This is a genomic window from Mycobacterium sp., from assembly GCF_049608025.1.
In the GTDB taxonomy this organism is placed as follows: domain Bacteria; phylum Actinomycetota; class Actinomycetes; order Mycobacteriales; family Mycobacteriaceae; genus Mycobacterium.
Genome location: NZ_JBMYXC010000017.1, coordinates 9,723 through 33,237 on the forward strand (window position 1 = coordinate 9,723; position 23,515 = coordinate 33,237).

General features: G+C 65.4%; 21 protein-coding genes. 16 read left to right on the top strand and 5 right to left on the bottom strand.

What is annotated here, in order from left to right:
* Together ACPGXI_RS08285 and ACPGXI_RS08290 are read left to right on the top strand one after the other, a co-directional pair.
* Positions 1–569 (top strand): Rv1363c family protein (locus tag ACPGXI_RS08285; RefSeq protein WP_526651700.1); only part of this gene is annotated, 569 nt, incomplete at its 5' end.
* A 133-nt stretch (positions 570–702) separates the two neighbouring features.
* Positions 703–1,926: a WS/DGAT domain-containing protein gene (locus ACPGXI_RS08290; RefSeq protein ID WP_526651803.1), complete on the top strand. Its 1,224-nt coding sequence runs from the start codon at positions 703–705 to the stop codon at positions 1,924–1,926.
* Here the strand turns inward: ACPGXI_RS08290 and ACPGXI_RS08295 are convergent.
* Entirely contained in the window at positions 1,923–2,588 is a 666-nt protein-coding gene (locus ACPGXI_RS08295) for a TetR/AcrR family transcriptional regulator (protein ID WP_526651702.1), read from the bottom strand. The genes ACPGXI_RS08290 and ACPGXI_RS08295 overlap by 4 nt on opposite strands.
* Before the next feature lie 186 nt (positions 2,589–2,774).
* Here ACPGXI_RS08295 and ACPGXI_RS08300 point away from each other — a divergent pair, with 186 nt between their 5' ends.
* The 4 genes from ACPGXI_RS08300 to ACPGXI_RS08315 all read left to right on the top strand — a co-directional run bounded on the left by ACPGXI_RS08300 (position 2,775) and on the right by ACPGXI_RS08315 (position 9,213).
* Positions 2,775–4,226: a carotenoid oxygenase family protein gene (locus ACPGXI_RS08300; protein WP_526651703.1), complete on the top strand. Its 1,452-nt coding sequence runs from the start codon at positions 2,775–2,777 to the stop codon at positions 4,224–4,226.
* A 131-nt stretch (positions 4,227–4,357) separates the two neighbouring features.
* On the top strand, positions 4,358–6,715 hold the full coding sequence (locus tag ACPGXI_RS08305) for an arylsulfatase (RefSeq protein ID WP_526651705.1): 2,358 nt from the start codon (positions 4,358–4,360) through the stop codon (positions 6,713–6,715).
* A 114-nt stretch (positions 6,716–6,829) separates the two neighbouring features.
* A complete protein-coding gene (locus ACPGXI_RS08310; RefSeq protein WP_526651707.1) occupies positions 6,830–7,363 on the top strand; it encodes a DoxX family protein in 534 nt (177 codons plus the stop codon).
* A gap of 107 nt (positions 7,364–7,470) precedes the next feature.
* Entirely contained in the window at positions 7,471–9,213 is a 1,743-nt protein-coding gene (locus ACPGXI_RS08315) for a DUF3556 domain-containing protein (protein WP_526651709.1), read from the top strand.
* A 27-nt stretch (positions 9,214–9,240) separates the two neighbouring features.
* Here the strand turns inward: ACPGXI_RS08315 and ACPGXI_RS08320 are convergent, their stop codons facing one another.
* Positions 9,241–10,032: a FadR/GntR family transcriptional regulator gene (locus tag ACPGXI_RS08320; protein ID WP_526651711.1), complete on the bottom strand. Its 792-nt coding sequence runs from the start codon at positions 10,030–10,032 to the stop codon at positions 9,241–9,243.
* 190 nt (positions 10,033–10,222) lie between these two features.
* Here ACPGXI_RS08320 and ACPGXI_RS08325 point away from each other — a divergent pair, with 190 nt between their 5' ends.
* From ACPGXI_RS08325 to ACPGXI_RS08335, 3 genes are all read left to right on the top strand, one after another.
* Positions 10,223–11,377, top strand: a complete 1,155-nt coding sequence (locus ACPGXI_RS08325; RefSeq protein ID WP_526651713.1) for a thiolase family protein — start codon at positions 10,223–10,225, stop codon at positions 11,375–11,377.
* Positions 11,374–12,186: an enoyl-CoA hydratase/isomerase family protein gene (locus ACPGXI_RS08330; protein ID WP_526651715.1), complete on the top strand. Its 813-nt coding sequence runs from the start codon at positions 11,374–11,376 to the stop codon at positions 12,184–12,186. The genes ACPGXI_RS08325 and ACPGXI_RS08330 overlap by 4 nt, the downstream gene beginning before the upstream one ends.
* Positions 12,187–12,249: 63 nt before the next feature.
* Positions 12,250–13,404, top strand: coding sequence for an acyl-CoA dehydrogenase family protein (locus ACPGXI_RS08335; protein WP_526651717.1), 1,155 nt, complete (start codon positions 12,250–12,252; stop codon positions 13,402–13,404).
* 103 nt (positions 13,405–13,507) lie between these two features.
* Here the strand turns inward: ACPGXI_RS08335 and ACPGXI_RS08340 are convergent, their stop codons facing one another.
* Positions 13,508–14,275, bottom strand: coding sequence for a fasciclin domain-containing protein (locus ACPGXI_RS08340; protein ID WP_526651719.1), 768 nt, complete (start codon positions 14,273–14,275; stop codon positions 13,508–13,510).
* 234 nt (positions 14,276–14,509) lie between these two features.
* Between ACPGXI_RS08340 and ACPGXI_RS08345 the strand changes: the two genes are divergently transcribed.
* From ACPGXI_RS08345 to ACPGXI_RS08355, 3 genes are read left to right on the top strand one after another with little or no spacing between them, the layout of a single operon-like run.
* Positions 14,510–15,031, top strand: a complete 522-nt coding sequence (locus ACPGXI_RS08345) for a gamma carbonic anhydrase family protein (RefSeq protein ID WP_526651721.1) — start codon at positions 14,510–14,512, stop codon at positions 15,029–15,031.
* A 39-nt stretch (positions 15,032–15,070) separates the two neighbouring features.
* Positions 15,071–16,219, top strand: a complete 1,149-nt coding sequence (locus tag ACPGXI_RS08350) for an NAD(P)H-binding protein (RefSeq protein WP_526651723.1) — start codon at positions 15,071–15,073, stop codon at positions 16,217–16,219.
* Positions 16,216–16,935 (top strand): CPBP family intramembrane glutamic endopeptidase, encoded by a 720-nt coding sequence (locus ACPGXI_RS08355; protein ID WP_526651725.1) that lies wholly within the window; start codon positions 16,216–16,218, stop codon positions 16,933–16,935. The genes ACPGXI_RS08350 and ACPGXI_RS08355 overlap by 4 nt, the downstream gene beginning before the upstream one ends.
* A gap of 40 nt (positions 16,936–16,975) precedes the next feature.
* Here the strand turns inward: ACPGXI_RS08355 and ACPGXI_RS08360 are convergent, their stop codons facing one another.
* Positions 16,976–17,821, bottom strand: a complete 846-nt coding sequence (locus ACPGXI_RS08360) for an enoyl-CoA hydratase/isomerase family protein (RefSeq protein ID WP_526651727.1) — start codon at positions 17,819–17,821, stop codon at positions 16,976–16,978.
* A gap of 118 nt (positions 17,822–17,939) precedes the next feature.
* Between ACPGXI_RS08360 and ACPGXI_RS08365 the strand changes: the two genes are divergently transcribed.
* From ACPGXI_RS08365 to ACPGXI_RS08375, 3 genes are read left to right on the top strand one after another with little or no spacing between them, the layout of a single operon-like run.
* Positions 17,940–19,034, top strand: a complete 1,095-nt coding sequence (locus ACPGXI_RS08365; protein WP_526651729.1) for a CaiB/BaiF CoA transferase family protein — start codon at positions 17,940–17,942, stop codon at positions 19,032–19,034.
* Between the two features lie 27 nt (positions 19,035–19,061).
* Entirely contained in the window at positions 19,062–19,814 is a 753-nt protein-coding gene (locus tag ACPGXI_RS08370) for a 3-hydroxyacyl-CoA dehydrogenase (RefSeq protein ID WP_526651731.1), read from the top strand.
* A 2-nt stretch (positions 19,815–19,816) separates the two neighbouring features.
* Positions 19,817–20,815 (top strand): NAD(P)H-dependent flavin oxidoreductase, encoded by a 999-nt coding sequence (locus tag ACPGXI_RS08375; protein ID WP_526651733.1) that lies wholly within the window; start codon positions 19,817–19,819, stop codon positions 20,813–20,815.
* A gap of 40 nt (positions 20,816–20,855) precedes the next feature.
* Here the strand turns inward: ACPGXI_RS08375 and ACPGXI_RS08380 are convergent, their stop codons facing one another.
* Positions 20,856–20,987: a hypothetical protein gene (locus ACPGXI_RS08380; protein ID WP_526651735.1), complete on the bottom strand. Its 132-nt coding sequence runs from the start codon at positions 20,985–20,987 to the stop codon at positions 20,856–20,858.
* A 224-nt stretch (positions 20,988–21,211) separates the two neighbouring features.
* Between ACPGXI_RS08380 and ACPGXI_RS08385 the strand changes: the two genes are divergently transcribed.
* Complete coding sequence (locus ACPGXI_RS08385) at positions 21,212–23,515, top strand: MMPL family transporter (RefSeq protein ID WP_526651737.1); 2,304 nt, start codon at positions 21,212–21,214, stop codon at positions 23,513–23,515.

Below are 23,515 nucleotides of genomic sequence, written 5' to 3' on the forward strand. Positions count from 1 at the left end.
GCGCTGATTCCGAGGCTGCTGATTCCGAGGCTGCTGATTCCGAGGACGCTGACTCCGACGACGCGGGGGCCAAGGAGAAGCGGCGCATCCAATGGCCGCGCGTGGTCGCCTTCGGACTCCTGCCGGCGTTGGCTCTTGTGCTCGCGCTCGGCGCCGGCTACCTCAAGTGGCGGGACAACTCGGTACGCAATGGTGAGATCGCGGCCGCTACCTCCGTGCAGGCCGCCAAGGACACCACGATCGCGATGTTGTCCTACCAGCCTGAGACCGTCGAAGAGCAGCTTCAGGCTGCACGAGATCTGCTCACCGGGGACTTCCGCGAGTCTTACACCGCGCTGACGGACGACGTGGTGATCCCGGGCGCGAAGGAAAAGCAGATCGCCGCGGTCGCCTCGGTTCCCGCCGCGGCGTCGGTATCGGCAACCCCTACCAAGGCGGTCGTGCTGCTGTTCGTCAACCAGACGGTGAGTGTGGGGCAGGACCCGCCCACCGATACCGCCTCGAGGCTGCAGGTCACGCTGGAGAAGGTTGGCGACCGCTGGCTGATCTCCCAGTTCGACCCGGTCTGACACCAGGGCAGGAATACGTGCCGCCCCGGGGAGCCGTGTGCGCCGACAGCAGCACTCTGCGCCGCGCCATGCGGTGAGCGGGGCCACCGGATCGACGCGTCGGCTCGCCACGGTCGATGCGCTGACCTACTGGATGTCGCCCAAGATCCCCAATGACCAGTTCCTGCTGTACGCCTTCGACGAGAGCTCGACCGATGTTGATGCAGCGCTGCGGGAGGTGCACCGCAGAGCGCAGGCGTGCGCCGAGCTGAAACTGCGCATTCTCGACAACCGTAGCTGGAGCTACCCGGTATGGGCGCACCGCGAGGTCGGTCCAGACCAATTCGTCATGCACGACCCGGTCGACCCGACCTGGTCGGGATGCCTGGCTGCGGTGACGGCGCTGGCCGAGGATCAGCTCGATGCGCGGGCGCGGAGTTGGCGGATTCATGTCTACCCCGCGATCGAAGGTGTGCCCGGGGCGCGTCTGCGGGGGACGGTTGCGGTGTTGCAGATCTGTCACGCGCTCGGTGACGGTGTTCGGGCCTCGGCCCTGGCGGCCTATCTGTTCGGCCGTGCCGGGGCGGTGCCCCCTGTGGTGGTGCGACGACACACGGTGGCCGGCCTGGTGCGACGCGCGTTCTCGGCGGGGCGTGCCCACCGCGGGTTGGTTCGCGACACGGCCACGGGATTGGTTCCGGCCCAGGCGCCCTCACTGCCGGCGTTGCGCACCAACGCGCGGCCGTCCGGGCCACGTCATGTCCGGGCGGTGATCCGCGAGCGTGGGCAGCTGCCGGGGCCAACGGTTACCGTTGGGGTGCTCACCGCGGTGTCGACCGCGCTGTCCGGACACCTACGCGAGCTTGGCGATGACCCCGCGCTCTTGGGTGCTGAGGTTCCGATGGCCGCATCCGGCCCGCGCCTGGCGCACAACCATTTCGGCAATGTCGGCATCGGTCTGCACGCTGATGCGGAGCAAGGGTTGAGGGCACGCCGGATTGCCGCTGATCTGTACGACCGCAGGCGTCGGGCGGCCCACCCGGCGATGCGCGCGGAGAGGATGGCGTTCGCTGCGATTCCTGCGCCCGCACTGCGTTGGGGCGTGGCACAGTTCGACCCCGATGTCCGGTCAGCCACCGTGACCGGTAACACGGTGGTCTCCAGCGTCAACCGCGGCGCTGGAGACTTGCGGTTCGGCGGTGCTCCAGTCCTGCTCACTGCGGGGTTTCCCAGCCTGTCGCCGATGATGGGTGTGACGCATGGCGTGCACGGTGTCGGCGACACCATTGCGGTCAGCGTGCACGCGGCACAGTCAGCGATCGGCGATGTCGACGCCTACACTCAGCGGCTGGAACACGCACTGCGGCAGCAGGTTTAGCCGCTCAGCGCGGCAGCGACCGTGAACATCGACCGGGTCGCCGCCTCGCGGTCGTCACCCATGCCCACCAGCGTGTCGATGATGAGTGGTCCCAGGATCTGGCTGAGACCATGGCCTTCGTGCCCGAAGAAGCCGGCCATTTCGAGCGTCACCGCGCCGTGGTTGAGGCTCCACAGCCGACCGGCCACGGATAGTTCGTCGTCGGGTCGAATCCGGCCCGCATCCATCATCCGGCGCACGGCGCTGCGCAGGGCGCCGAACGAGGCCGCCCAGTCACTTCGATTGGTTGCGCTGCCAGTGACCGTGAGGTCTGTTCGGTAAGCCGCGATCGATGCCGGTGGGGAGGTGCCGAAGATCAGCTGGTAGCGCGCGGGGTTGGCGAGCGCGAAGCGGTGATAGGCAAGCCCCATCGCCAGGAAATCGGCCACCGGGTCTTCGGTCCGGGGTACTTCCGTCAAGGCCTGGGTGAAGCGGTTGAACACCTCCACGGCGACGGCGTCAAGCAGACCGGTCATGCCGCCGCAATGTGTGTACACCGCCATCGTCGAGGTGCCGGCCTCGGCGGCGACGTTGCGCGCGCTCAGCGCGGGAGGTCCGTCACGCTCCAGTATGCGGATGCCGGCCTCGACCAAGGAGTCACGGCTTTCAGTCACGGTAGCCATGATGCCATAACGGCGTTATACGACGGATCATGTGCCATGGCCTGCGCCGGAACCACGCCGGGTTGCGGAGCCGTCTCACGCATTACCCATCTGAACTGGATGGGTACAGCACGTTGGTCCGCTCATGGTTGCCACTGGGCTGGAGCAGTGTTATACATCCTATAACACTGTTATAGGAGTATCGCGATGGGAAACCGTTATCTCGAGGGATCGTATGCGCCGTTGTCTCAGGAGTTCACGCTCACCAGTCTCGAGGTGACGGGCTCCATCCCGGACTACCTCGACGGTCGTTACCTGCGAAACGGCCCGAATCCCATAGGTGAGATCGATCCCGAGCTCTACCACTGGTTCGCCGGCGACGGGATGGTCCACGGCATCCGGATCCGCGATGGAAGGGCCGAGTGGTATCGCAACCGGTGGGTCCGCAGTCCGCTCGCCGCCGAGTCACTCGGTGAGCCGGTCCCCCCCAAGCGCTCCTCGATATCGCAGCTCGGCGCCAACACCAACGTGATCGGTCATGCCGGCAAGACGCTGGCGTTGGTCGAGGGCGGGGTTGCCAACTACGAACTGACCGACGAACTGGATACCGTGGGCGTCTGCGACTTCGGCGGGACTCTCAGCGGTGGCTACACCGCACATCCCAAACGCGATCCGGACACCGGTGAGCTGCACGCGGTCTCCTACAGCATGCTGCGGGGAAACTCGGTGCAGTACAGCGTGATCGGTGCGGACGGTCGGGCCCGGCGCACCGTCGACATAGCAGTCACCGGTAGCCCGATGATGCATGACTTCTCCCTCACCGAACGCTACGTGGTGTTCTACGACCTACCCGTTACGTTCGACGCCCAGCAGGCGGCGACCATGACCGTGCCGCCTGCCCTTCAGTTGCCGGCCCGGCTGTTGTTGTCCGCGTTGATCGGTCGCGTGCGCATCCCCGACCCCGTTGCCGCGCGCATCCCCGTCGGCGGCGGAGCCGATCGCCGGTTCCCCTACTCGTGGAACCCGGGCTATCCCGCGCGGGTAGGGGTCATGCCGCGGGAAGGCGGCAATGCCGACGTGCGATGGTTCGACGTCGAACCCTGCTACGTCTTTCATCCGATGAACGCCTACGACTCGGACTCTCCGAGAGGTGACTCGATTGTCCTCGACGTCGTGCGCCATCCCAAGATGTTCGACACCGATCATCTCGGCCCCAACGACGGGCCGCCGACGCTTGAGCGGTGGACCGTGGATCTGGCCGACGGCAAGGTCCGAGAGTCGCGCATCGACGACCGGGCGCAAGAATTCCCACGAATCGACGAGCGTTTGGTCGGCAAGCGGCATCGCTATGGCTATGCGCCGACTGTCGGTTACGACACCGGCGAAGGGGACACGTTGATCAAGCACGACATGGTGGGTGGCAACGCCCTATCCAAGTCCTTTGGCTCTGGAAAGGTGCTGGGCGAGTTCGTATTCCATCCTTCCTCGCCTGACGCGGTCGAGGACGATGGGGTGCTGATGGGCTACGTGTACGACCGGCCGACCGATCGTAGCGAGCTCGCAATAGTCGATTCGCAGAGTCTTGAGCACATAGCCGGCATCAAACTGCCACACCGCGTTCCAGCGGGATTTCACGGCAACTGGGTGCCCGCCACCTGAGCCGGCGACCCGCGAGACGCGGGGCCGAACAACATCCAATGCTGGGTCGACGTGCTTGACGGGACAACCGGGGGGGCCGGGCGGGACGAGGCACTATTCCCCGGCGGGACGAGGCACTATTCTGTGTTCTCGTGAACCCCGCCCCCACCCGCGCCGTCCTGCCGATCCCGGACCGTCTGCCAACCGTCGGATACAAGTACGACGCCACCGATCCTGGTCAGGACTTTCCTCCGATCGAGCCGCTGCGCCCGCCACCCGGTGCGCCGAACGTGATCATCGTCCTGATCGACGACGTCGGCTTCGGCGCCTCGACTGCCTTCGGCGGGCCTTGCGAGACGCCGACCGCCGAGCGGCTGGCCGGCGGGGGCCTCAAGTACAACCGATTCCACACCACGGCGCTCTGTTCCCCTACCCGGCAGGCGATTCTCACGGGGCGCAATCACCACTCGGTAGGGATGGGCGCGATCGCCGAACTCGCGACCTCGGCGCCGGGTTACAACTCGATCCGGCCGAACACGGCGGCTCCGCTGGCTGAGGTCCTCAAGCTCAACGGCTATTCCACCGCCCAGTTCGGCAAGTGTCATGAGGTGCCTGTCTGGGAGACGAGTCCGATGGGACCCTTCACTCAGTGGCCGACCGGCAGCGGATTCGAGCACTTCTACGGCTTCATCGGGGGTGAGACGAATCAGTACTATCCGGCGATCTACAACGACACCGTCCCGGTCGAGCCCGACCGTACACCGGAGGAGGGATATCACTTCACCGAGGACATGACCGATCACGCGATCGACTGGGTTCGCCAGCAGAAGGCACTGATGCCCGACAAGCCGTTCTTCGTCTACTGGGCGCCGGGTGCCACCCATGCACCCCATCACGTCCCCGAGGAGTGGTCGGCAAAGTACAAGGGCAGATTCGACGACGGCTGGGACGCTCAGCGGGAGCGAACCTTCGCCCGCCAGAAAGAGCTGGGGATCATCCCTGATGACGCGGAGTTGACCGCTCGCCCAGACGAGATTCCCGCTTGGGACGACATGCCCGAAGACCTCAAGCCTGTGCTCTCACGGCAGATGGAGGTCTACGCGGGGTTCCTCGACCACACCGACCATCACCTTGGTCGGCTGGTCGACGCCGTCGACGACCTGGGTGCACTCGACAACACGCTGGTGTACTACATCATCGGCGACAACGGCGCGTCCGCCGAGGGCACGCCGAACGGAACGTTCAATGAGTTGCTCACGCTCAACGGGGTGACTGATGTCGAGACGGCCGAGTTCATGGCGGCGCGGATCGACGATTTCGGCACGCCCGCGGCGTTCAATCACTACGCCGTCGGGTGGGCGCACGCGATGGACACCCCCTATCAGTGGACCAAGCAGATTGCCTCGCACTGGGGCGGCACGCGTAATGGAACGATCGTCCACTGGCCCGCCGGCATCGCCGCCAAAGGTGAGACACGCCAGCACTTCCACCACGTCATCGACATCGCCGCGACGGTGCTCGACGCGGCCGGTCTGCCCGCGCCGCAGGAAGTCCACGGTGTCGGCCAGCAACCGCTGCACGGCGTCAGCATGCGTTACTCGTTCGATGACGGCGCCGCAGACGAACGCCACGAGACGCAGTACTTCGAGATGTTCGTCAACCGCGGCATCTACCACCAGGGCTGGACAGCCGTGACCCGACACAGTATTCCCTGGATCCTTGGCGAGGCGCCCAACATCGCGGACGACGTGTGGGAACTCTATGGCCCTGACGACTGGACCCAGACACGCGATCTCGCGGCCCAGCATCCGGAGAAGCTGGCGGAGCTGCAACGGCTGTTCCTGATCGAAGGAGCCAGGTACAACGTGTTTCCGCTCGACGACCGCCGGGTCGAGCGTTTCAACAGCGACCTTGCCGGCCGACCCGTACTGGTCCAGGGTAACTCCCAGCTCATGTTCCGTGGCATGAAGCGGTTGTCCGAGGGCAGCGTCATCAACGTCAAGAACAAGTCGCACGCTGTGACCGCTGAGATCGTCGTGCCCGAGGGCGGTGGATCCGGCGTACTGATAGCCCAGGGCGGCCAATACGGCGGCTGGTCGTTGTACCTGCACGAGGGCCGACTGGCATACTGCTACAACCTGTTTGGCCTTGAGCAGTACAAGACGTACGCCGACGGCGAGGTCGCGCCGGGCGGGCACCAGGTCCGCGTGGAGTTCAGCTATGACGGCGGCGGCCTGGGCAAGGGTGGTGATGTCGCACTCTTCGTCGACGGCGAGCAGGCGGGAAGCGGTCGAGTGGAGTCGACAGTGCCGATGATCTTCTCCGCCGACGAGACCACCGATCTCGGCGAGGACACCGGAACTGCGGTCAGCGACGACTATGCGCCCGGTGCCAGCACGTTCAACGGCAAGGTGAAGTGGGTGCAACTCGACATCGCCGACGCCGCCGAGAACTCCGACCACCTCATCAGCCCCGCGGATCGTCTCCGCGTCGCCATGGCCCGTCAATGACGCTGCCATGGCCCGTCAATGACGCTGCGATGGCCCGTCAATGACGCCATAGGTGGCGCCCGGTAGGCGCCGAACACGCACCAGAGTTGTTCGATACGCCTTATGTTCGGTTACATGACGGCCTACGGCAGTGCTCTCGATGTTGGTGTGCTCATCCTGCGGGTCGTTCTGGGACTCACCATGGCGGCGCATGGTTACAACAAGTTCTTCGGCAGGGGCGGACTGGCCGGTACCGCGGGCTGGTTCGACAGCATCGGGATGAAACCGGGCATGTTCCATGCCCGTATCGCTGCCAGCGCTGAGATGGCGGCGGGCATGGGCTTGGCGGTTGGTCTGCTCACCCCGGTCCCGGCGGCCGGTTTCGTCGCGCTGATGCTGGTCGCGGCATGGACCGTGCACAAGCCCAACGGCTTCTTCATCGTCAAGGATGGTTGGGAGTACAACCTGGTGCTTGCGGTGGCGGCGGTCGCCGTGGCGACGATCGGTGCGGGCAGGCTGAGCCTGGACTACGTACTGTTTTCGGGCACCGGCTTCTATGACCTGCTGCACGGTTGGTGGGGTCTGCTCATCGCCACGGCGCTCGGGTTGGCCGGAGGCATCGGCCAACTCGTCATCTTCCACCGACCCCCGACCCAGCAGGGCGCCTAGCCTTTCCCCGCGAGCAGACGCAAAATCGCACGTTTTCGGGCGTGATCGTGCGATTTTGCGGCTGTTCGCGGCCAAACAAATTGGAACAGGTTCTAGTCTCTTGAGCCATGGGGTTTCTCAAGCAAGACTCGCCCGTCGTCGATTACTCGCAGTGGAGCAAGGGCACTCGCGCCGAGCGCATCGTCCCGATGGCCCGGCACTGGGCCGAGGTCGGTTTCGGCACTCCGGTCGTGTTGCATCTGTTCTACGTCGTGAAGATCCTGCTGTACGTCCTCGCCGCGTGGCTGATCGTGCTCAGCACCACCGGCATCGATGGCTTCACCAACGTCGCTTCCTGGTACCAGGAGCCCATCGTCTACCAGAAGGTCATCTTCTTCACCATTCTGTTCGAGGTCGTCGGGCTGGGCTGTGGGTTCGGGCCGCTGAACAACCGGTTCTTCCCGCCGATGGGATCGATCTTGTACTGGCTGCGGCCCGGAACAATTCGGTTGCCTCCTTGGCCCGGTCGTGTGCCACTGACCAGTGGCGACGCCCGCACCCCTTTTGACGTACTGCTCTATGGCGCCCTGTTGGCGTGCTTGGTCTTGGCGCTGTTTTCTGAAGGAACCGGGCCAATCCCCGAGCTGGGCAGTCAGGTGGGTGTGCTGCCGGTCTGGCAGACCGCGGCCATCGTCGGGCTGCTGACCGTCGCCGGCCTGCGTGACAAGGTGATCTTCCTGGCTGCCCGCGGCGAAGTCTACGGCGCGCTGGCGGTGTGCTTCCTGTTCAGCGGTGCAGACATCATCATCGCTGCCAAACTCGTCTGCCTGGTCATCTGGATGGGCGCGGCGACGTCCAAGCTCAACAAGCACTTCCCGTTCGTCATATCGACCATGATGAGCAACAACCCGGTGTTTCGGCCGAGGTGGATCAAACGCAAGTTCTTCGAACGCTTCCCCGACGATCTGCGCCCCGGCCGGGCATCGCGGTGGCTGGCGCACTTCTCCACCGCCATCGAGATGTTGGTGCCGTTGGTGCTGTTCTTCTCGCACGGCGGATGGGCCACCACGATCGCGGCGTTCGTGATGCTGTGTTTCCACTTCGGCATCCTGTCCTCCATCCCGATGGGTGTGCCCCTGGAGTGGAATGTCTTCATGATGTTCAGCGTGCTGGCACTGTTCGTCGGCCACGCCGGCATCGGCCTTTCAGATCTGCAGAGCCCATGGCCGATCGTGCTGTTCGCGGTCGTCGCGGGCACCGTCGTGCTCGGAAACCTGTTCCCGCGCAAGGTGTCCTTCCTTCCTGGCATGCGCTACTACGCGGGTAACTGGGACACGTCCCTGTGGTGCATCAAGCCGTCGGCTGAGGCGAAGATCGCGGCCGGAATCGTCGCGATTGCCAGCATGCCCGCAGCGCAGATGGAGAAGTTCTACGGCAGCCCGGAAACCGCCGAGATGTACCAGTACATGGGGTACGCGTTCCGTTCGTTCAACACCCACGGTCGGGCCATGTTCACGCTCGCCCACCGGGTGATGGCCGGCCACGACGAGGCCGACTACGTGCTGACCGACGGCGAGCGGATCTGCAGCACCGCGATCGGATGGAACTTCGGCGACGGGCACATGCATAACGAGCAGCTGATCGCCGCCCTGCAGAAGCGATGCCGCTTCGAACCCGGTGAGGTGCTGGTGCTGCTGCTCGACGCGCAACCGATCCACCGCCAGCGCCAGCAGTACCGTTTGGTCGACGCCGCCACCGGCGAGTTCGAGCGTGGCTATGTCCTGGTCGCCGACATGGTGGCCCGCCAGCCCTGGGATGACACCGTGCCGGTGCAGGTGACCTGGCAGAAAGACAGCGATGCCGTGAGCTGAGGCGAAGAGAGACTTTCTGGGGACCGGTTACCCCATCACGTCGCGCACCGGAACGCTTTCCAGTCCCTTGAGCAGTAACTCCCGCGACGTGTCGAGGTGCTTGCGCCAATGCGCCTCGGCTCCGGCGGCATCGCCCGCCCGCAAGAACTGCATGAGCTTGCGATAGGAGCGCAGCAGCTTCTGGTAATCGGCTTTCGACACCGGGCGGCGTTCCTTGACCACGAATGCCGTGTGGCGAACCGTGATCTCGTGCAGCATGCCGGCGACGATTCCCAGCGTGGCATTGCCCGACAGCTGCACCACCCTCAGCTGAAATGCCCCTGTGCTTTCGGCCAGGCGACCTGATTGCAAGCCCGCCGGGATATCGTCGGCGAGCATCTGCTCAAGCTCGTCGAACGCCTCGACGCAACCGGATTCGGCGAGCAGCCGTACTGCCATCGGCTCGATAGCGGCCTTGGCGGTCAGCAGGTCGGCGATCGTCGCCCCGGACAACTCCAGAAGCAGGCCGGCCGGCCGCGCGACGATCTCCGGGCCGGGGACCCGCACCCGGGCACCAGTGCGGGAGCCGCGGCGCACCTCGACGAGTCGCTCGGATTCCAGGACCCTGACGGCTTCCCGCAGCGTCGGGCGGCTTACCCCGAAATGGGTCATCAACTCGGCCTCGTTGGGCAGGAAATCGCCGTCTTTGAGGGTGCCGTCGACGACCATGCGACGCAAAGTGCCTGCGACGAGTTCGGCGGTTTTGGGGGAGCGGACCGCCGAACTGGACCGGGCGGCATCCGGCCCGATCATCGGCGCCAGCCGGGTGCTACGCGTCACGACCTCTCCCAAGAACGGGTCACCGATGAACCGGCAAGCTGTGCAACTCAGTAAACCATGTGGTGACACTGATGCCGGGCCGACGAGGAAGCTGTCGCACCGGCGCCGCTCTGCCGACCAGTAGGTTGACCTAGTAAACCTTGTTCGTTTACGTTCGTGGAAGAGCACTGAGAATGAATGGAGTATCCACATGGCTGAAGCCGTGATCGTCGAAGCCGCGCGCTCCCCGGTCGGAAAGCGCAACGGCGGCCTGGCGGGGGTGCACCCGGGGGAGCTTTCCGCGCAGGTGCTCAATGGGCTGGTTGAACGAGCGGGTGTGGACCCCGCCCTGGTCGACGACGTCATCTGGGGTTGCGTCATGCAGGCCGGAGAGCAGGCGCTGGATATCGCGCGCACCGCGGTGCTCGCGGCCGGGTGGCCTGAATCGGTGCCCGGGGTGACGGTGGACCGACAGTGCGGGTCGAGTCAGCAGTCGGTGCATTTCGCTGCCGCGGGGGTGGTTGCCGGCCATTACGACGTGGTGGTCGCCGGCGGTGTGGAATCCATGTCGCGAACGCCGATGGGCGCGTCGCTGGCCAACGGCGGTCATCCCTACCCGGAGGCATTCCGCGCTCGCTATCGCCGCACGCCCAACCAGGGCATCGGCGCCGAGATGATTGCCGAGCAGTGGGGTCTTGGTCGTGCCGACTTGGATCGCTTCTCACTCGGGTCTCACGAAAAGGCAGCTGCTGCCCAAGATTCTGGAGCCTTTGACGATCAGATAGTGGGGATCAAGGCCAAAGATGAGTCACACGAGAGCGAAGTGTTGATCGACGAGGGGATCCGCCGCGGCGGCACCATGGAGTCGATCAGCAAGATCAAGCCAGCGTTCAAAGAGGACGGCGTGATCCATGCCGGCAACAGTTCGCAAATCTCCGACGGCTCGGCGGCGTTGCTGTTCATGTCGGCCGAGAAGTCGAAGTCGTTGGGGCTCAAGCCGCTTGCGAAGGTTCATACTGCGGTGCTCGCGGCCGCCGACCCGGTGATCATGCTGACCGCGCCTATCCCGGCGACCGAGAAGGTGCTCAAGCGATCGGGCATCTCACTCGACGCAATCGGTGTATTCGAGGTCAACGAGGCCTTCGCGCCCGTGCCGTTGGCATGGCTGAACGACGTCGGTGCCGACGAGAACAAGCTCAACCCCAATGGCGGCGCGATCGCGTTAGGCCACCCGCTGGGCGGTTCGGGTGCCCGAATCATGACCACGATGCTCTACCACATGCGGGACAACGGAATTCAGTACGGACTGCAGACGATGTGCGAGGGCGGCGGACAGGCCAATGCCACCATTCTGGAATTGCTGTGACTGAGCCAGATGCGGGCGCACCCGCGGCGCTGACAGAGCGGCGGGGCAACGTCATGATCATCACGATCAATCGGCCGGAGGCGCGTAACGCCATCAACGGTGCAGTCAGCATCGCTGTGGGTGAGGCTATGGCGGAAGCGCAGCGGGACCCCGATGTCTGGGTGGTCGTGATCACCGGCGCCGGCGACAAGTCCTTCTGCGCCGGTGCCGATCTCAAGGCGCTGTCCAGGGGTGAGAACATCGGTCATCCCGAACGCCCCAAGTGGGGGTTCGCCGGCTACGTGCGCCATTTCATCGACAAGCCGACCATCGCCGCCGTCAACGGCACCGCGCTCGGTGGTGGCACCGAACTGGCGCTGGCCAGTGACCTCGTCGTGGCGGGCGAGAGCGCGAAGTTCGGCCTGCCAGAGGTGAAGCGGGGGCTGATCGCCGCTGCGGGTGGCGTCTTCCGCATCGTCGACCAACTACCGCGCAAGGTTGCTCTGGAGATGCTGTTCACCGGCGAGCCGATCACCTCCACTGAGGCACTCAACTTGGGACTGATCAACCAGGTGGTGCCCGACGGCGAGAAGGACGCGGTACTCGAGGCGGCGATTGCGCTGGCCCGGCGCATCACGGTCAACGCTCCCCTGGCTGTCCAGGCCAGCAAGCGGGTCGCCATCGGAGCCGACGCGGGAGTTGTGGCCGTGGACGAGCCCGGGTGGTCGCGGACCATGCGTGAGGTGGCGACGGTGTTCGCGACTGAAGACGCGAAGGAGGGTCCGTTGGCCTTCGCGCAGAAGCGCAGTCCCGTGTGGAAGGCCAAGTAAGCCAGGCAAGCCAACCAGACCAACCAGACCAACCAAGCCCCTGAGCGGAGGTAGGCAAACCCGATGAGGAGACTGATCTACGAGGCTGAGCACGAGGCGTTCCGCGATACCGTCCGCGGATACATCGACAGCGAGCTGGTGCCGAACACGGAGAGGTGGGAGACCCAGCGCCTCGTCGATCCGTCAGCCTATGTGGCAGCCGGCAAGCACGGGCTGATCGGGTTCAACATGCCCGAGGAGTACGGCGGCGGCGGTACCGACGACTTCCGGTTCAATGCGGTCATCGACGAGGAGATGGCCAAGGCCGGCGTGCCCGGGCCTGCGCTGAGCCTGCACAATGACGTGGTCGGACCTTATTTCAAGGATCTGTCCAGCGATGAGCAGAAGAAACGGTGGTTGCCCGGCATCGTCAGCGGCGAGACGATCATCGCGGTGGCGATGACCGAACCGGGCGCCGGCAGTGACCTGGCGGGCATTCGGACTTCGGCGGTCCGCGACGGTAGCGGGGAGGACGCGGACTGGATCCTCAACGGCTCTAAGACGTTCATCTCCTCGGGTATCAACTGTGACCTGGTCGTCGTAGTCGCGCGCACCGACCCCGAGGCCGGGCACAAAGGCTTCTCGTTGCTGGTCGTCGAGCGGGACATGCCTGGTTTCACTCGCGGCCGCAAGCTCGACAAGATGGGCCTGCACGCGCAGGACACGTCCGAACTGCACTTCGAGGACGTCCGCGTGCCGTCGGGCAACGTGCTCGGCAAGGAGGGGCGTGGCTTCTACCAGCTGATGCAGAACCTGCCTTCCGAGCGGCTCTCGATCGCCATATCCGCTGCCGCCGGTGCCCGGGAAACCTGGCGGCAGACGGTGCAATACGCGAAGGACCGCAAGGCCTTCGGGCAGCCGATCGGCAGCTTCCAGCACAATCGATTCCTGCTCGCCGAGATGGACACCGAACTCGATGTCACCGAGCAATACATCGACCGCTGCCTCCAGGGGGTTGTCGACGGCGAACTGACCGCGGTGGAGGCTGCCAAGGCGAAGTGGTGGGCCACCGAGACCGCCAAAAAGGTGATCGACGGCTGCGTGCAACTGCACGGCGGCTACGGCTACATGATGGAGTACCGGGTGGCTCGCTCCTACGTGGACTCCCGTATCCAGACGATCTTCGGCGGCACCACCGAGATCATGAAGGAGATCATCGGCCGTGACCTGGGCCTGTGAACGCGGGCCTGTGAACGCGGGCCTGTGAACGCGGGCCTGTGAACGCGACTTCGGCGCGCCCAGTCACGCTCAGCGTGACCGAGCGCACCGAAGTCGAAAGGCGCTAGCCGGCCGGTGACTCCGCGGCCGGTGACTCCGCGGCGGGCGACTCCGCGGCCGGTGACTCCGCGGCGGGCGATTCTGCGGCGGGTGCTTCCGCGGCGGGCGATTCTGCGGCCGAGGTTTCCGTCGCGGTCGTGCTCGTCGTCGCCGGGGCGATCGGTGTGGGCGCATCAGCCGGGTCGAGCACCTGATCGATCAGATAGATCCTGGCGTTCTCGGCCTGGATTCCGCCACAGACGACCTTGGCGGTCTCGTTGACTTCGATGTCACCGCCGGAGCCGGTCACGTCGATCTCGGTGCCTTGCTGAGTGGGCCGCTGCCCCTTGACGTCGTCAGGGCCCAGCAGGCCGAGGAAGACGTGGTAGTACATGAGGCTGGTCAGCGCAGCCGGATCAGTGCGCACCAGCTCGAGCTGTTCGGCCGGCAGCTCTGCGAACGCCTCATTGGTCGGCGCGAACACCACGTACGGTCCGTTGTCGAGCACCGGAACGATGTCGACGGCCGGGTTGAGCCGGCCCGAGATGGCTGCGCTGAACGAGCTGGCTTCGGGAATGGCAGCCAGGGCAGCACCCACCGGAAGTTCGGCCAGGCCCTTCCAATTCGGCAGCCCCTCTTTGAAGTCGCCGCATTCCGAACCCTGTGGATCGGGGATCTCTGCCACCGGAGTGGTGGTCGGATCAGCCTGAGCACTGACCGCCAGCGGAACCGAGACGGCGAGCGCGGCTGCCCCCACGGCGACTCCGAAGGCCTTGCTGGTATGAGTCTTCACGTTCTACTCCTCATCCTCGTCAGATCACCTGGCAATGGTATGCGCAGGAAAACGTCACATCCAAGTCAAGAATGTGTCGCACCAACGGGCGACAACGTTACCGCCGGCCCTCTGAACTGGACTTTTTCTGGAACTTAGGCGGCCCCGGAAGGCGCGAGTGATCCTCGCCGCACACCGCCGCGATCGGCCGGCGCGGTTCACATTTTCACCGCCTCCGGTCCTACGATGGCGGCCATGCCAGAACCTCTGATTCTTCCCATCGCCGGGCGCGCGCCCCAACTGCACCCGCAGAGTTGGCTGGCGCCGAATGCCACTCTGATCGGTCAGGTCGTTCTGGCGGCCGGGGCGAGCGCCTGGTACGGGGCGATCCTGCGCGCCGAGGCTGAGCTCATCGAGATCGGGGCGGGCACCAACATCCAGGACGGCGTCACCATCCACGTCGACCCGGGTTTCCCGGTCCGTGTTGGTGCGGGCGTCAGCATTGGTCACAACGCGGTGCTGCACGGCTGCACGGTCGAGGACGACTCCTTGATCGGCATGGGAGCGGTAGTGCTCAACGGCGCCAACATCGGTGCCGGATCGCTCATCGCGGCAGGTGCGGTGGTGCCGCAGGGCGCGATGATCCCGCCGCGGTCGATGGTGGCCGGGGTTCCGGGCAAGGTTCGCCGTGAGCTCAGCGAGGACGAGCTGTCCAATATTCGTCAGAACGCGCTGGTGTACCAACAGCTGGTCGAACTGCATCGTGATCGGGCGTAGGTCGGGTTCCGGAACGCCGACTCCGGGTACCGACGTACGGTGAAATCTGTGCGAACACTAGTCACCGGCGCCACCGGATACATCGGCTCCCGCCTCGTCACCGCTCTGCTCGAGGAAGGCCATGAGGTGGTCGCTGCCGGGCGCGACCCTGGGCGGTTCAAGGATTTCGGTTGGCATGCCGACGTTTCGATGGTGCGGCTCGACGCACAGGACGACGCCTCGGCGAGCCAGGCGTTCGCTGATGCCGGATCGATTGACGTCGTCTATTACCTGGTCCATGCCATCGGGCAGCCCGGGTTCCGGGAGGCGGACAACGTGGCGGCAGCCAACGTGGCCTCGGCGGCCAAGGCGGCCGGGGTGCAACGCATCGTCTACCTCGGCGGTTTCGTGCCGGAGGGCGACTCGTTGTCGGAGCATCTGGTCAGTCGCGCCGAGGTCGCGGACGCACTCGCCGTGGACGGTGGACCCGATGTGGTCTGGCTCGGTGCAGCGATGATCATCGGAGCCGGGTCAACGTCGTTCGAAATGTTGCGCTACGTCGCGGACCGGTTCCTGGTGTTGCCGATGCCGGAATGGTCGGCCAACCCGATGGATCCGATCTCGATTCGCGACGTGCTTCACTACCTCGTCGCGGCGGCCGACGCGGACAGCGTGCCCGCCGGCGCCTACGACATCTCCGGTCACGAGACGACCACCTACTGGGAACTGCTGCGAAGCTACGCGCGAATCGCCGGCATCTGGCGCACACCGGTGGCGGTGTACGGCGTCGACACCAACGTGGTGTCGATGGTGACCGGGGCCGTGCTGCCGGTGCCCGGTGGCCTTGCAGCGGATCTCGTTGATTCCCTTGACTATCCGATGATGGCCTCGATGGACGGTCTTGCTGACCTGGTCGCTGAGCCGCCGGGCGGCCTGTTGGGGGTTGAGGAGGCACTGCGCCGTGCCATCGCGAGTCCGAAGCGTCGCCCGGTTAATGCGCTGGCCGATGTGCACCACCTCGCCGATACCGACCCACAGTGGACAGGGGGAGATGTAGAAAGAATCCAGCAACTCGCGGGCGCGGTGACGCCGTCGGCAGCGCGGCCGTTTCTTGGTCTGATCGGGATCGTTCCCGGTCCCGTCGCCGGCGCGGTGCGCGCCGGGTTGGACGCCGTGGTCGGCCTGCTACCGAAGGTGATTTCGGCGTGAGCACACCGACGACGCGGCCCGGCTTATCCGCTGAGATCTACCGCATCGCGCGTACCCAGGCGGCGCCGTACAACGAATGGCCTTCGGTGATCTTCCGCCGCAAGATCGTTGTCTCGATCTTCCTGCTGATCGGTGCGGCACTGCTCGGTTACTCGTTGAGTCGCCAGCCGGGCGACGAATCGTTTATCTGGCTCACGTTCGCACTTGCCGCGGTGTGGGTCGTCGGTGCGTTCGCCTCGGGCCCACTGCACCTCGGGCATGTGCGGTTCCGCGGCCGCAACCAGCGTCCGGTCATCACCGGGACGGTCGTCGGGCTGGCGCTGGGCGCGGTCTTCGTCGTGGGCGGGTTGGTCGCGCGCCAGATACCCGGTGTGCGCGAGTACATCACGCGCGTCCTCGAACTCACCACCGCCGGTCCGCTGCTGCTCATCGTGTTCATCACGGTGATCAACGGGGTGGCCGAAGAACTGTTTTTCCGTGGCGCTCTCTATACCGCGCTGGCCAAGTATCGGCCGGTGATCGTATCGACGGTGCTGTATGTGATCGCGACGGCCGCCACGACGGGCAACCCGATGCTGGGCTTCGCGGCGATCGTCCTGGGCACGGTGTGTGCGCTCGAGCGCCGCGCGACCGGGGGAGTGCTCGCGCCGATGCTCACTCACTTCTTCTGGGGGCTGGTGCTGGTGCTCGCGCTGCCGCCCATCTTCGGGGTGTAGAGCCTGATCGCGGCGGGCGGGCGAGGTCAGCAGTCCTGCTTCAGGAGTCGGCGAAGTTCGCGGACCGGCGCTGTTGGAAGGCTTTGGTGCCTTCGCGGAAGTCCCGCGTGCCGAGTAGTACCGACTGGCCCTGAGCCTCGCGTTCGAGCGCGCCTTCCAACTCGGTCAGGGTGGCGGCATTGATCGCATCTTTGGTCTTGCGCAGTGCTATTGCCGGACCTGATACCAGCGTCGCGATCACTGTGGCCACTTCGACGTCGAACTCATCAACCGGATACACCGCGCTCACCAGGCCCCATCCATGGGCGTCGGCAGCCGAAATGCGTTCCGCCAGCAGCGCCATCCGCATCGCGCGGATGCGACCCACCGCCGCCGCGATGAGGGCCGACGCACCGCCGTCGGGCATCAGTCCGATCTTGGTGAACGCCAGCATGAAGAAGGCCTTCTCCGATGCCAGTACGACGTCGCATGCCAGGGCCAGGGACGCGCCGACACCTGCGGCCGCTCCCTGCACCACGGCCACTACCGGTTGTGGCAGGTTCACGATCGCACGGATACTGCGGTTGGCCGCATCGAGCACATCGGCCGGTGTTCCAGCAGCATCGGGGTTGGCGTGGTCCGCGGCGCTGATTCCGGCCCCGGAGGAGAAACCGCGCCCGGATCCACCGACGCGGACCACCCGCACACCGGGGTCGGCCGCAGCGCGTTCCAGCGTCGCGGCGAACGTGTTCAGCATGGGTGCGGTCAGCGAGTTCAGGCTGTCCGGACGATTGAACGTCACACCCAGCACACCCTTGTCGAGCGTGACGAGGAGATCGTCGATTCCTGTGTAGCCAACCGGGTGGCCGCCCGTGTGCGCATCGGCATCCGAGTCGATGGTGCTCATGTCTGTCCCCTGATCTGGGGGTCATCCAAGAGTCGATGCCCCGTGGCCGGTTCGACTTGGTTATACAAGTAAGCTATGTGGCCGGTCAACCGAGCGATCCGACGAAGGGCGACTAGACATGGCTGGACCACTGCAGGGGCTGCGGGTCGTGGAACTGGCCGGCATCGGCCCCGGACCGCATGCCGGGATGATTCTCGGTGACCTCGGCGCCGACGTCGTCCGCGTCGAACGCCCGGGCAGGGGGCCTGGGCCGGCCACCAAACCAGGCGGGGATCATCTGCTGCGCAACAGGCGCTCGGTTGCGGCCGATCTGAAGAGCGAAGAGGGCCGTGACCTCGTGTTGCGGTTGATCAGCAAAGCGGATGTGTTGATCGAGGGTTTTCGCCCCGGGGTCACCGAGCGGCTCGGCCTGGGCCCGCAGGACTGCGCCCAGCTCAACGAACGGCTGATCTATGCCCGGATGACAGGGTGGGGCCAGGACGGCCCGCGCGCCCAGCAGGCCGGCCATGACATCAATTACATCTCTCTGAACGGCGTACTGCACGCGATCGGGCGGGCTGGTGAGCGGCCGGTGCCTCCACTGAACCTGGTCGGCGACTTCGGCGGGGGGTCGATGTTCCTGCTTGTCGGCGTGCTCTCGGCGCTGTGGGAGCGGGAGCGCTCCGGCAAGGGGCAGGTCGTCGATGCCGCGATGGTGGACGGCTCAAGCGTGCTGTCGATGATGATGTGGGCCTTCCGCGGGATGGGCATGTGGACAGATGACCGCGGCGTCAACCTGCTGGACACGGGCGCGCCGTACTACGACACCTATACGTGCGCCGACGGTCGACACGTCGCGGTGGGTGCCATCGAGCCGCAGTTCTACGCTCAACTGCTCGCTGGTGTCGGCCTCGACCCGGCCGACCTGCCCGACCAGAACGACATGAGCCGCTGGCCCGAACTGCGGACGCGCCTCACCGAGGCGTTCGCGGCCCACGACCGTGATCACTGGGCCGGCGTTTTCGGTGGCACCGACGCGTGTGTCACGCCGGTGCTGTCCTTCGCCGAGGTGGAATCCGAATCGCACAACACCGAGCGCGACACCTTCTACCGCGAGAACGGCCACGTGTATCCGGCGCCCGCTCCGCGTTTCTCGCGCAGTGCTCCGTCAGCCCCGAAGCCGCCGGGGGTGCCCGGTGCTGACACCGAAGCTGTTTTGCAGGAATGGGTTTAAAGAACAACGAAAGAAAGGGACAGTTCAGTGGAGATCAAAGACGCTGTAGCGGTCGTCACCGGCGGTGCTTCCGGGCTCGGTCTCGCGACGACGAAGCGACTGCTCGACCAGGGAGCGTCGGTCGTCGTCATTGACCTCAAGGGTGCCGACGTAGTCAAGGAGTTGGGTTCGCGCGCCCGGTTCGTCGAGGCCAATGTGACCGACCCCGAGCAGGTCTCGGCGGCGATGGATACCGCTGAGGAGATGGGTCCGTTGCGCATCAACATCAACTGCGCCGGCATCGGCAACGCCATCAAGACGCTGGGAAAGAATGGACCGTTCCCGCTGGAGTATTTCAACGCCGTCGTGCAGGTCAACCTGATCGGCACGTTCAACGTGCTGCGACTGGCGGCCGAGCGCATCGCCAAGACCGAGCCCCTCGGCGAGGAACGCGGCGTCATCGTCAACACCGCTTCGGTGGCCGCTTTCGACGGTCAGGTCGGGCAGGCCGCCTACTCAGCGTCCAAAGGCGGGGTGGTCGGCATGACGTTGCCGATAGCCCGAGACCTCGCCCGCGAGCTGATCCGCGTCGTCACGATCGCGCCGGGACTGTTCAAGACGCCACTGCTCGGCGGGCTTCCAGAGGAGGCTCAGGCTTCGCTGGGCAAGCAGGTGCCCCACCCGGCACGGTTGGGTGACCCCGACGAATACGGTGCGCTTGCGGTGCACATCGTGGAGAACCCGATGCTCAACGGTGAAGTGATCCGCCTCGATGGCGCGATCCGCATGGCGCCGCGGTAGACGTGACATTGAAGACGAAATTCACCGAGGCCTTCGGCGTCGAGCATCCAATCGCTCAGGGCGGTATGCAATGGGTCGGCCGTGCAGAACTGGTCGCCGCCGTGGCGAATGCGGGTGCGCTGGGGTTCCTTACTGCGCTCACTCAGCCCACGCCTGCGGATCTGGCCAACGAGATCGCCAAGACCCGCGATCTGACCGACAAGCCGTTCGGTGTGAACCTGACGATCCTGCCGGCGATCAACCCGCCGCCCTATGACGAGTACCGGCGGGTCATCGTCGACGCAGGCATCAAGATCGTCGAGACCGCGGGTTCCAATCCGGCCCCGCATCTGCCGATGTTTCACGACAACGGCATCAAGGTGCTGCACAAGTGCACTTCGGTCCGGCACGGGGTCAAGGCCCAGTCGCTGGGTGTGGATGGCATCAGCATCGACGGCTTCGAATGCGCGGGTCACCCTGGTGAGGACGACATCCCGGGTTTGGTGCTGATTCCGGCCGCAGCCGACAAGATCGAGATCCCGATGATCGCCTCGGGCGGATTCGCCGACGCCCGCGGTCTGGTCGCCGCGCTGGCACTGGGTGCCGACGGCATCAATATGGGTTCGCGCTTCATGTGCACCGTCGAGTCCTGCATCCATGACAACGTCAAGGACGCCATCGTCGCCGGTGACGAGCGGGGCACCGAGATGATCTTCCGCACCCTGCACAACACCGCAAGGGTGGCCTCGAACTCCGTCTCGCGCGAGGTGGTGGAGATCCTCGACGGCGGCGGTCAGTTCGAGGACATCAAAGACCTGGTGGCCGGTGTGCGAGGGCGCCGGGTCTTCGACGAGGGCGACGTCGACGCCGGAATCTGGACTGTGGGCACGGCGATGGGTCTGATCAATGACATCCCGACGGTCGGGGATTTGGTCTCACGCATTGTCGCTGAAAGCGAAGCCCTGATCAGCGAGCGATTGGCCGAGATGGTGACGCCGGCAACCGAGACGGTGGGCGGCTAGACCGGTCGTGCGGAACGCGCACCAACGGGCGCGCGCACTTTCACACCGCGGTAGGGAGGACGCGATCGTCGTCGAGTTGCTCCGAGGTGATCCCTTCGACCAGGACGTCGCCGTGGTAGAGAGCATCGAAATCAACCTTGATGACATCCGCGCTGGTGTCGTCGATCCACATATACTGGACAGTAACTACCGCGATTAAGGAATCTTTGAGTCGCGTTTCGCAAAATGGTGGCAATTCCTACCGCTCGGTAAGGTCGCCGGCCGCCGGCGAATAGCCAGAGATCCGGTGGTGCCGTGAAGTGCAGGCCCTCGACCACGGCGCAGCATGGCTCCCCTAAGTTATCGGTGATAAGTTAGCCGCGTTATCTCTGGACTCTTCACCCGAACGGACGCCAGATGTTGCAGCGCATCGCTCTGTTGGCCATCGCGGCGCCCCGTCGCATCCTGCTCGCCGCGATGCTCCTGATGGCGGGCTGCGGGGTCTTCGGTGTACCCGTGACCCAACACCTGTCCGCCGGCGGGCTCCAGGACCCCACTTCCGAGTCGGCCAGCGCGACCGCGCTGTTGGTCGACAAATTCGGGCAGGGCGACATGGAGTTGCTGATCAGCGTGACCGCCGAGGGGGCCGACGGCGTCGAAGGGACCGCGGCGCGCGCGGTCGGCACCGACATCGCCGCCGAGTTGGCCCAATCCCCTCATGTCGCCGGCGTGACCTCGGCGTGGACGGCGCCGCCCGCCGCGGCCCCGGCGCTGATCAGCAAGGACGGTAAGACCGGCCTGATCGTCGCGGGTATCACCGGCGGGGAGAGTGGCGCCCAGAAGCACGCCAAGGAGCTCACCGACGAATTGGTGCATGACCGCGACGGCGTGACCGTGCGGGCCGGCGGTGTCGCGATGACCTATGTCGAAATCACCGCCCAGAGCGAAAAAGACCTGCTCATGATGGAATCCATCGCGGTTCCGTTGAGCTTCGTCGTGCTCGTCTGGGTCTTTGGCGGACTGCTCGCCGCCGCGTTGCCGCTCGCCGTCGGCGCGTTTGCGATCCTGGGTTCGATGGCGGTGCTGCGCGCCGTCACGATGATCACCGACGTCTCGATCTTCGCGTTGAACCTGACTATCGCGCTGGGCCTTGCCCTGGCGATCGACTACACGCTGCTGATCATCAGCCGATACCGCGACGAACTGGCCGACCGCGCCGACTCTGCCGGGCCCGTTGATGCCGCGCAGCGCCACCGCGCGCTGGTGCACACCATGATGACCGCCGGCCGCACGGTGCTGTTCTCTGCCATGACGGTTGCGCTGTCGATGATCGCGATGGTGCTGTTCCCGATGTACTTCCTACAGTCCTTCGCCTACGCGGGCATGGCCGTCGTCGCGTTCGCCGCGTTCGCCGCGATCGTGGTGGCGCCGGCCGCGATCGTGCTGGCGGGCAACCGGCTCGACTCGTTGGACGTACGTAGACTGCTCCGCCGGATCTTGGGCAGGCCCGAGCCCGAGCGCAAGCCGGTCGAGCAGATGTTCTGGTATCGGTCGACCAAGTACGTGATGCGCCGCTCGATTCCGATCGGGTTCGCGGTCGTTGCGCTGCTACTGCTCGTGGGCGCACCGTTCCTGAGCGCCACATGGGGCTTTCCCGACGACCGCGTGCTGCCGTCCTCGGCGTCGGCCCGTCAGGTCGGCGACGAGTTGCGTAACGACTTCGAGGTCGACTCGTCGACCAACGTGACAGTCGTGCTACCGAGCGTCGAAGGGGTTACTCCCGATGCGCTCAGTGCCTACGCGGCCGAGCTTTCCCGCGTCCACGACGTGTCGTCGGTGTCCGCGCCGGGCGGCACATTCGTCGACGGAAAAGTGGTCGGCCCGCCTTCTGCGGCGGCTGGTTTCGCCGAGGGCAGTGCATTCCTCACCGTGGCCAGCTCGGCGCCGCTGTTCACCGACGCCTCCGAAGATCAGCTCGACCGGCTGCATGCCGTCGCCACGCCCGCCGGTCAACATGTGCAGCTGACCGGTCTGGCCCAGGTCAACCGGGACAGCGCGAGCGCGATCACATCCCGGCTGCCCATGGTGCTCGCCGTCATCGCGACTATCTCCTTCATCTTGTTGTTCCTGCTGACCGGAAGTGTGGTGCTACCGCTGAAAGCGTTGGTGCTCAACGTATTGTCGCTGACCGCGGCATTCGGGGCACTGGTGTGGATCTTCCAGGAAGGCCACCTGGGTGCGCTGGGTACAACACCGACGGGGACCCTGGTGGCCAATATTCCGGTGCTGCTGTTCTGCGTCGCCTTCGGACTGTCGATGGACTACGAGGTATTCCTCGTTTCGCGCATCCGCGAGTACTGGCTGAAATCGGGCCAGACCGCCGCCGACAACGACGAGAGCGTCGCCCTAGGTCTGGCCAGAACCGGGCGTGTGGTGACGGCCGCGGCCTTGTTGATGTCGATCTCGTTCGCGGCGTTGATCGCGGCCAAGGTGGCGTTCATGCGAATGTTCGGCGTCGGCCTGACCCTCGCGATCCTCGCCGACGCCACTCTGGTCCGGATGCTGCTGGTGCCTGCTTTCATGCACATGCTGGGTCGGTGGAACTGGTGGTCTCCCAAACCGCTGGCGAAACTGCATGAACGGATCGGGCTCAGCGAAACCGTCGAAGACAACCTGCCGGGCGAACCCGTGGCCGGCGGACGTGCCGGATTGGGGAAATAG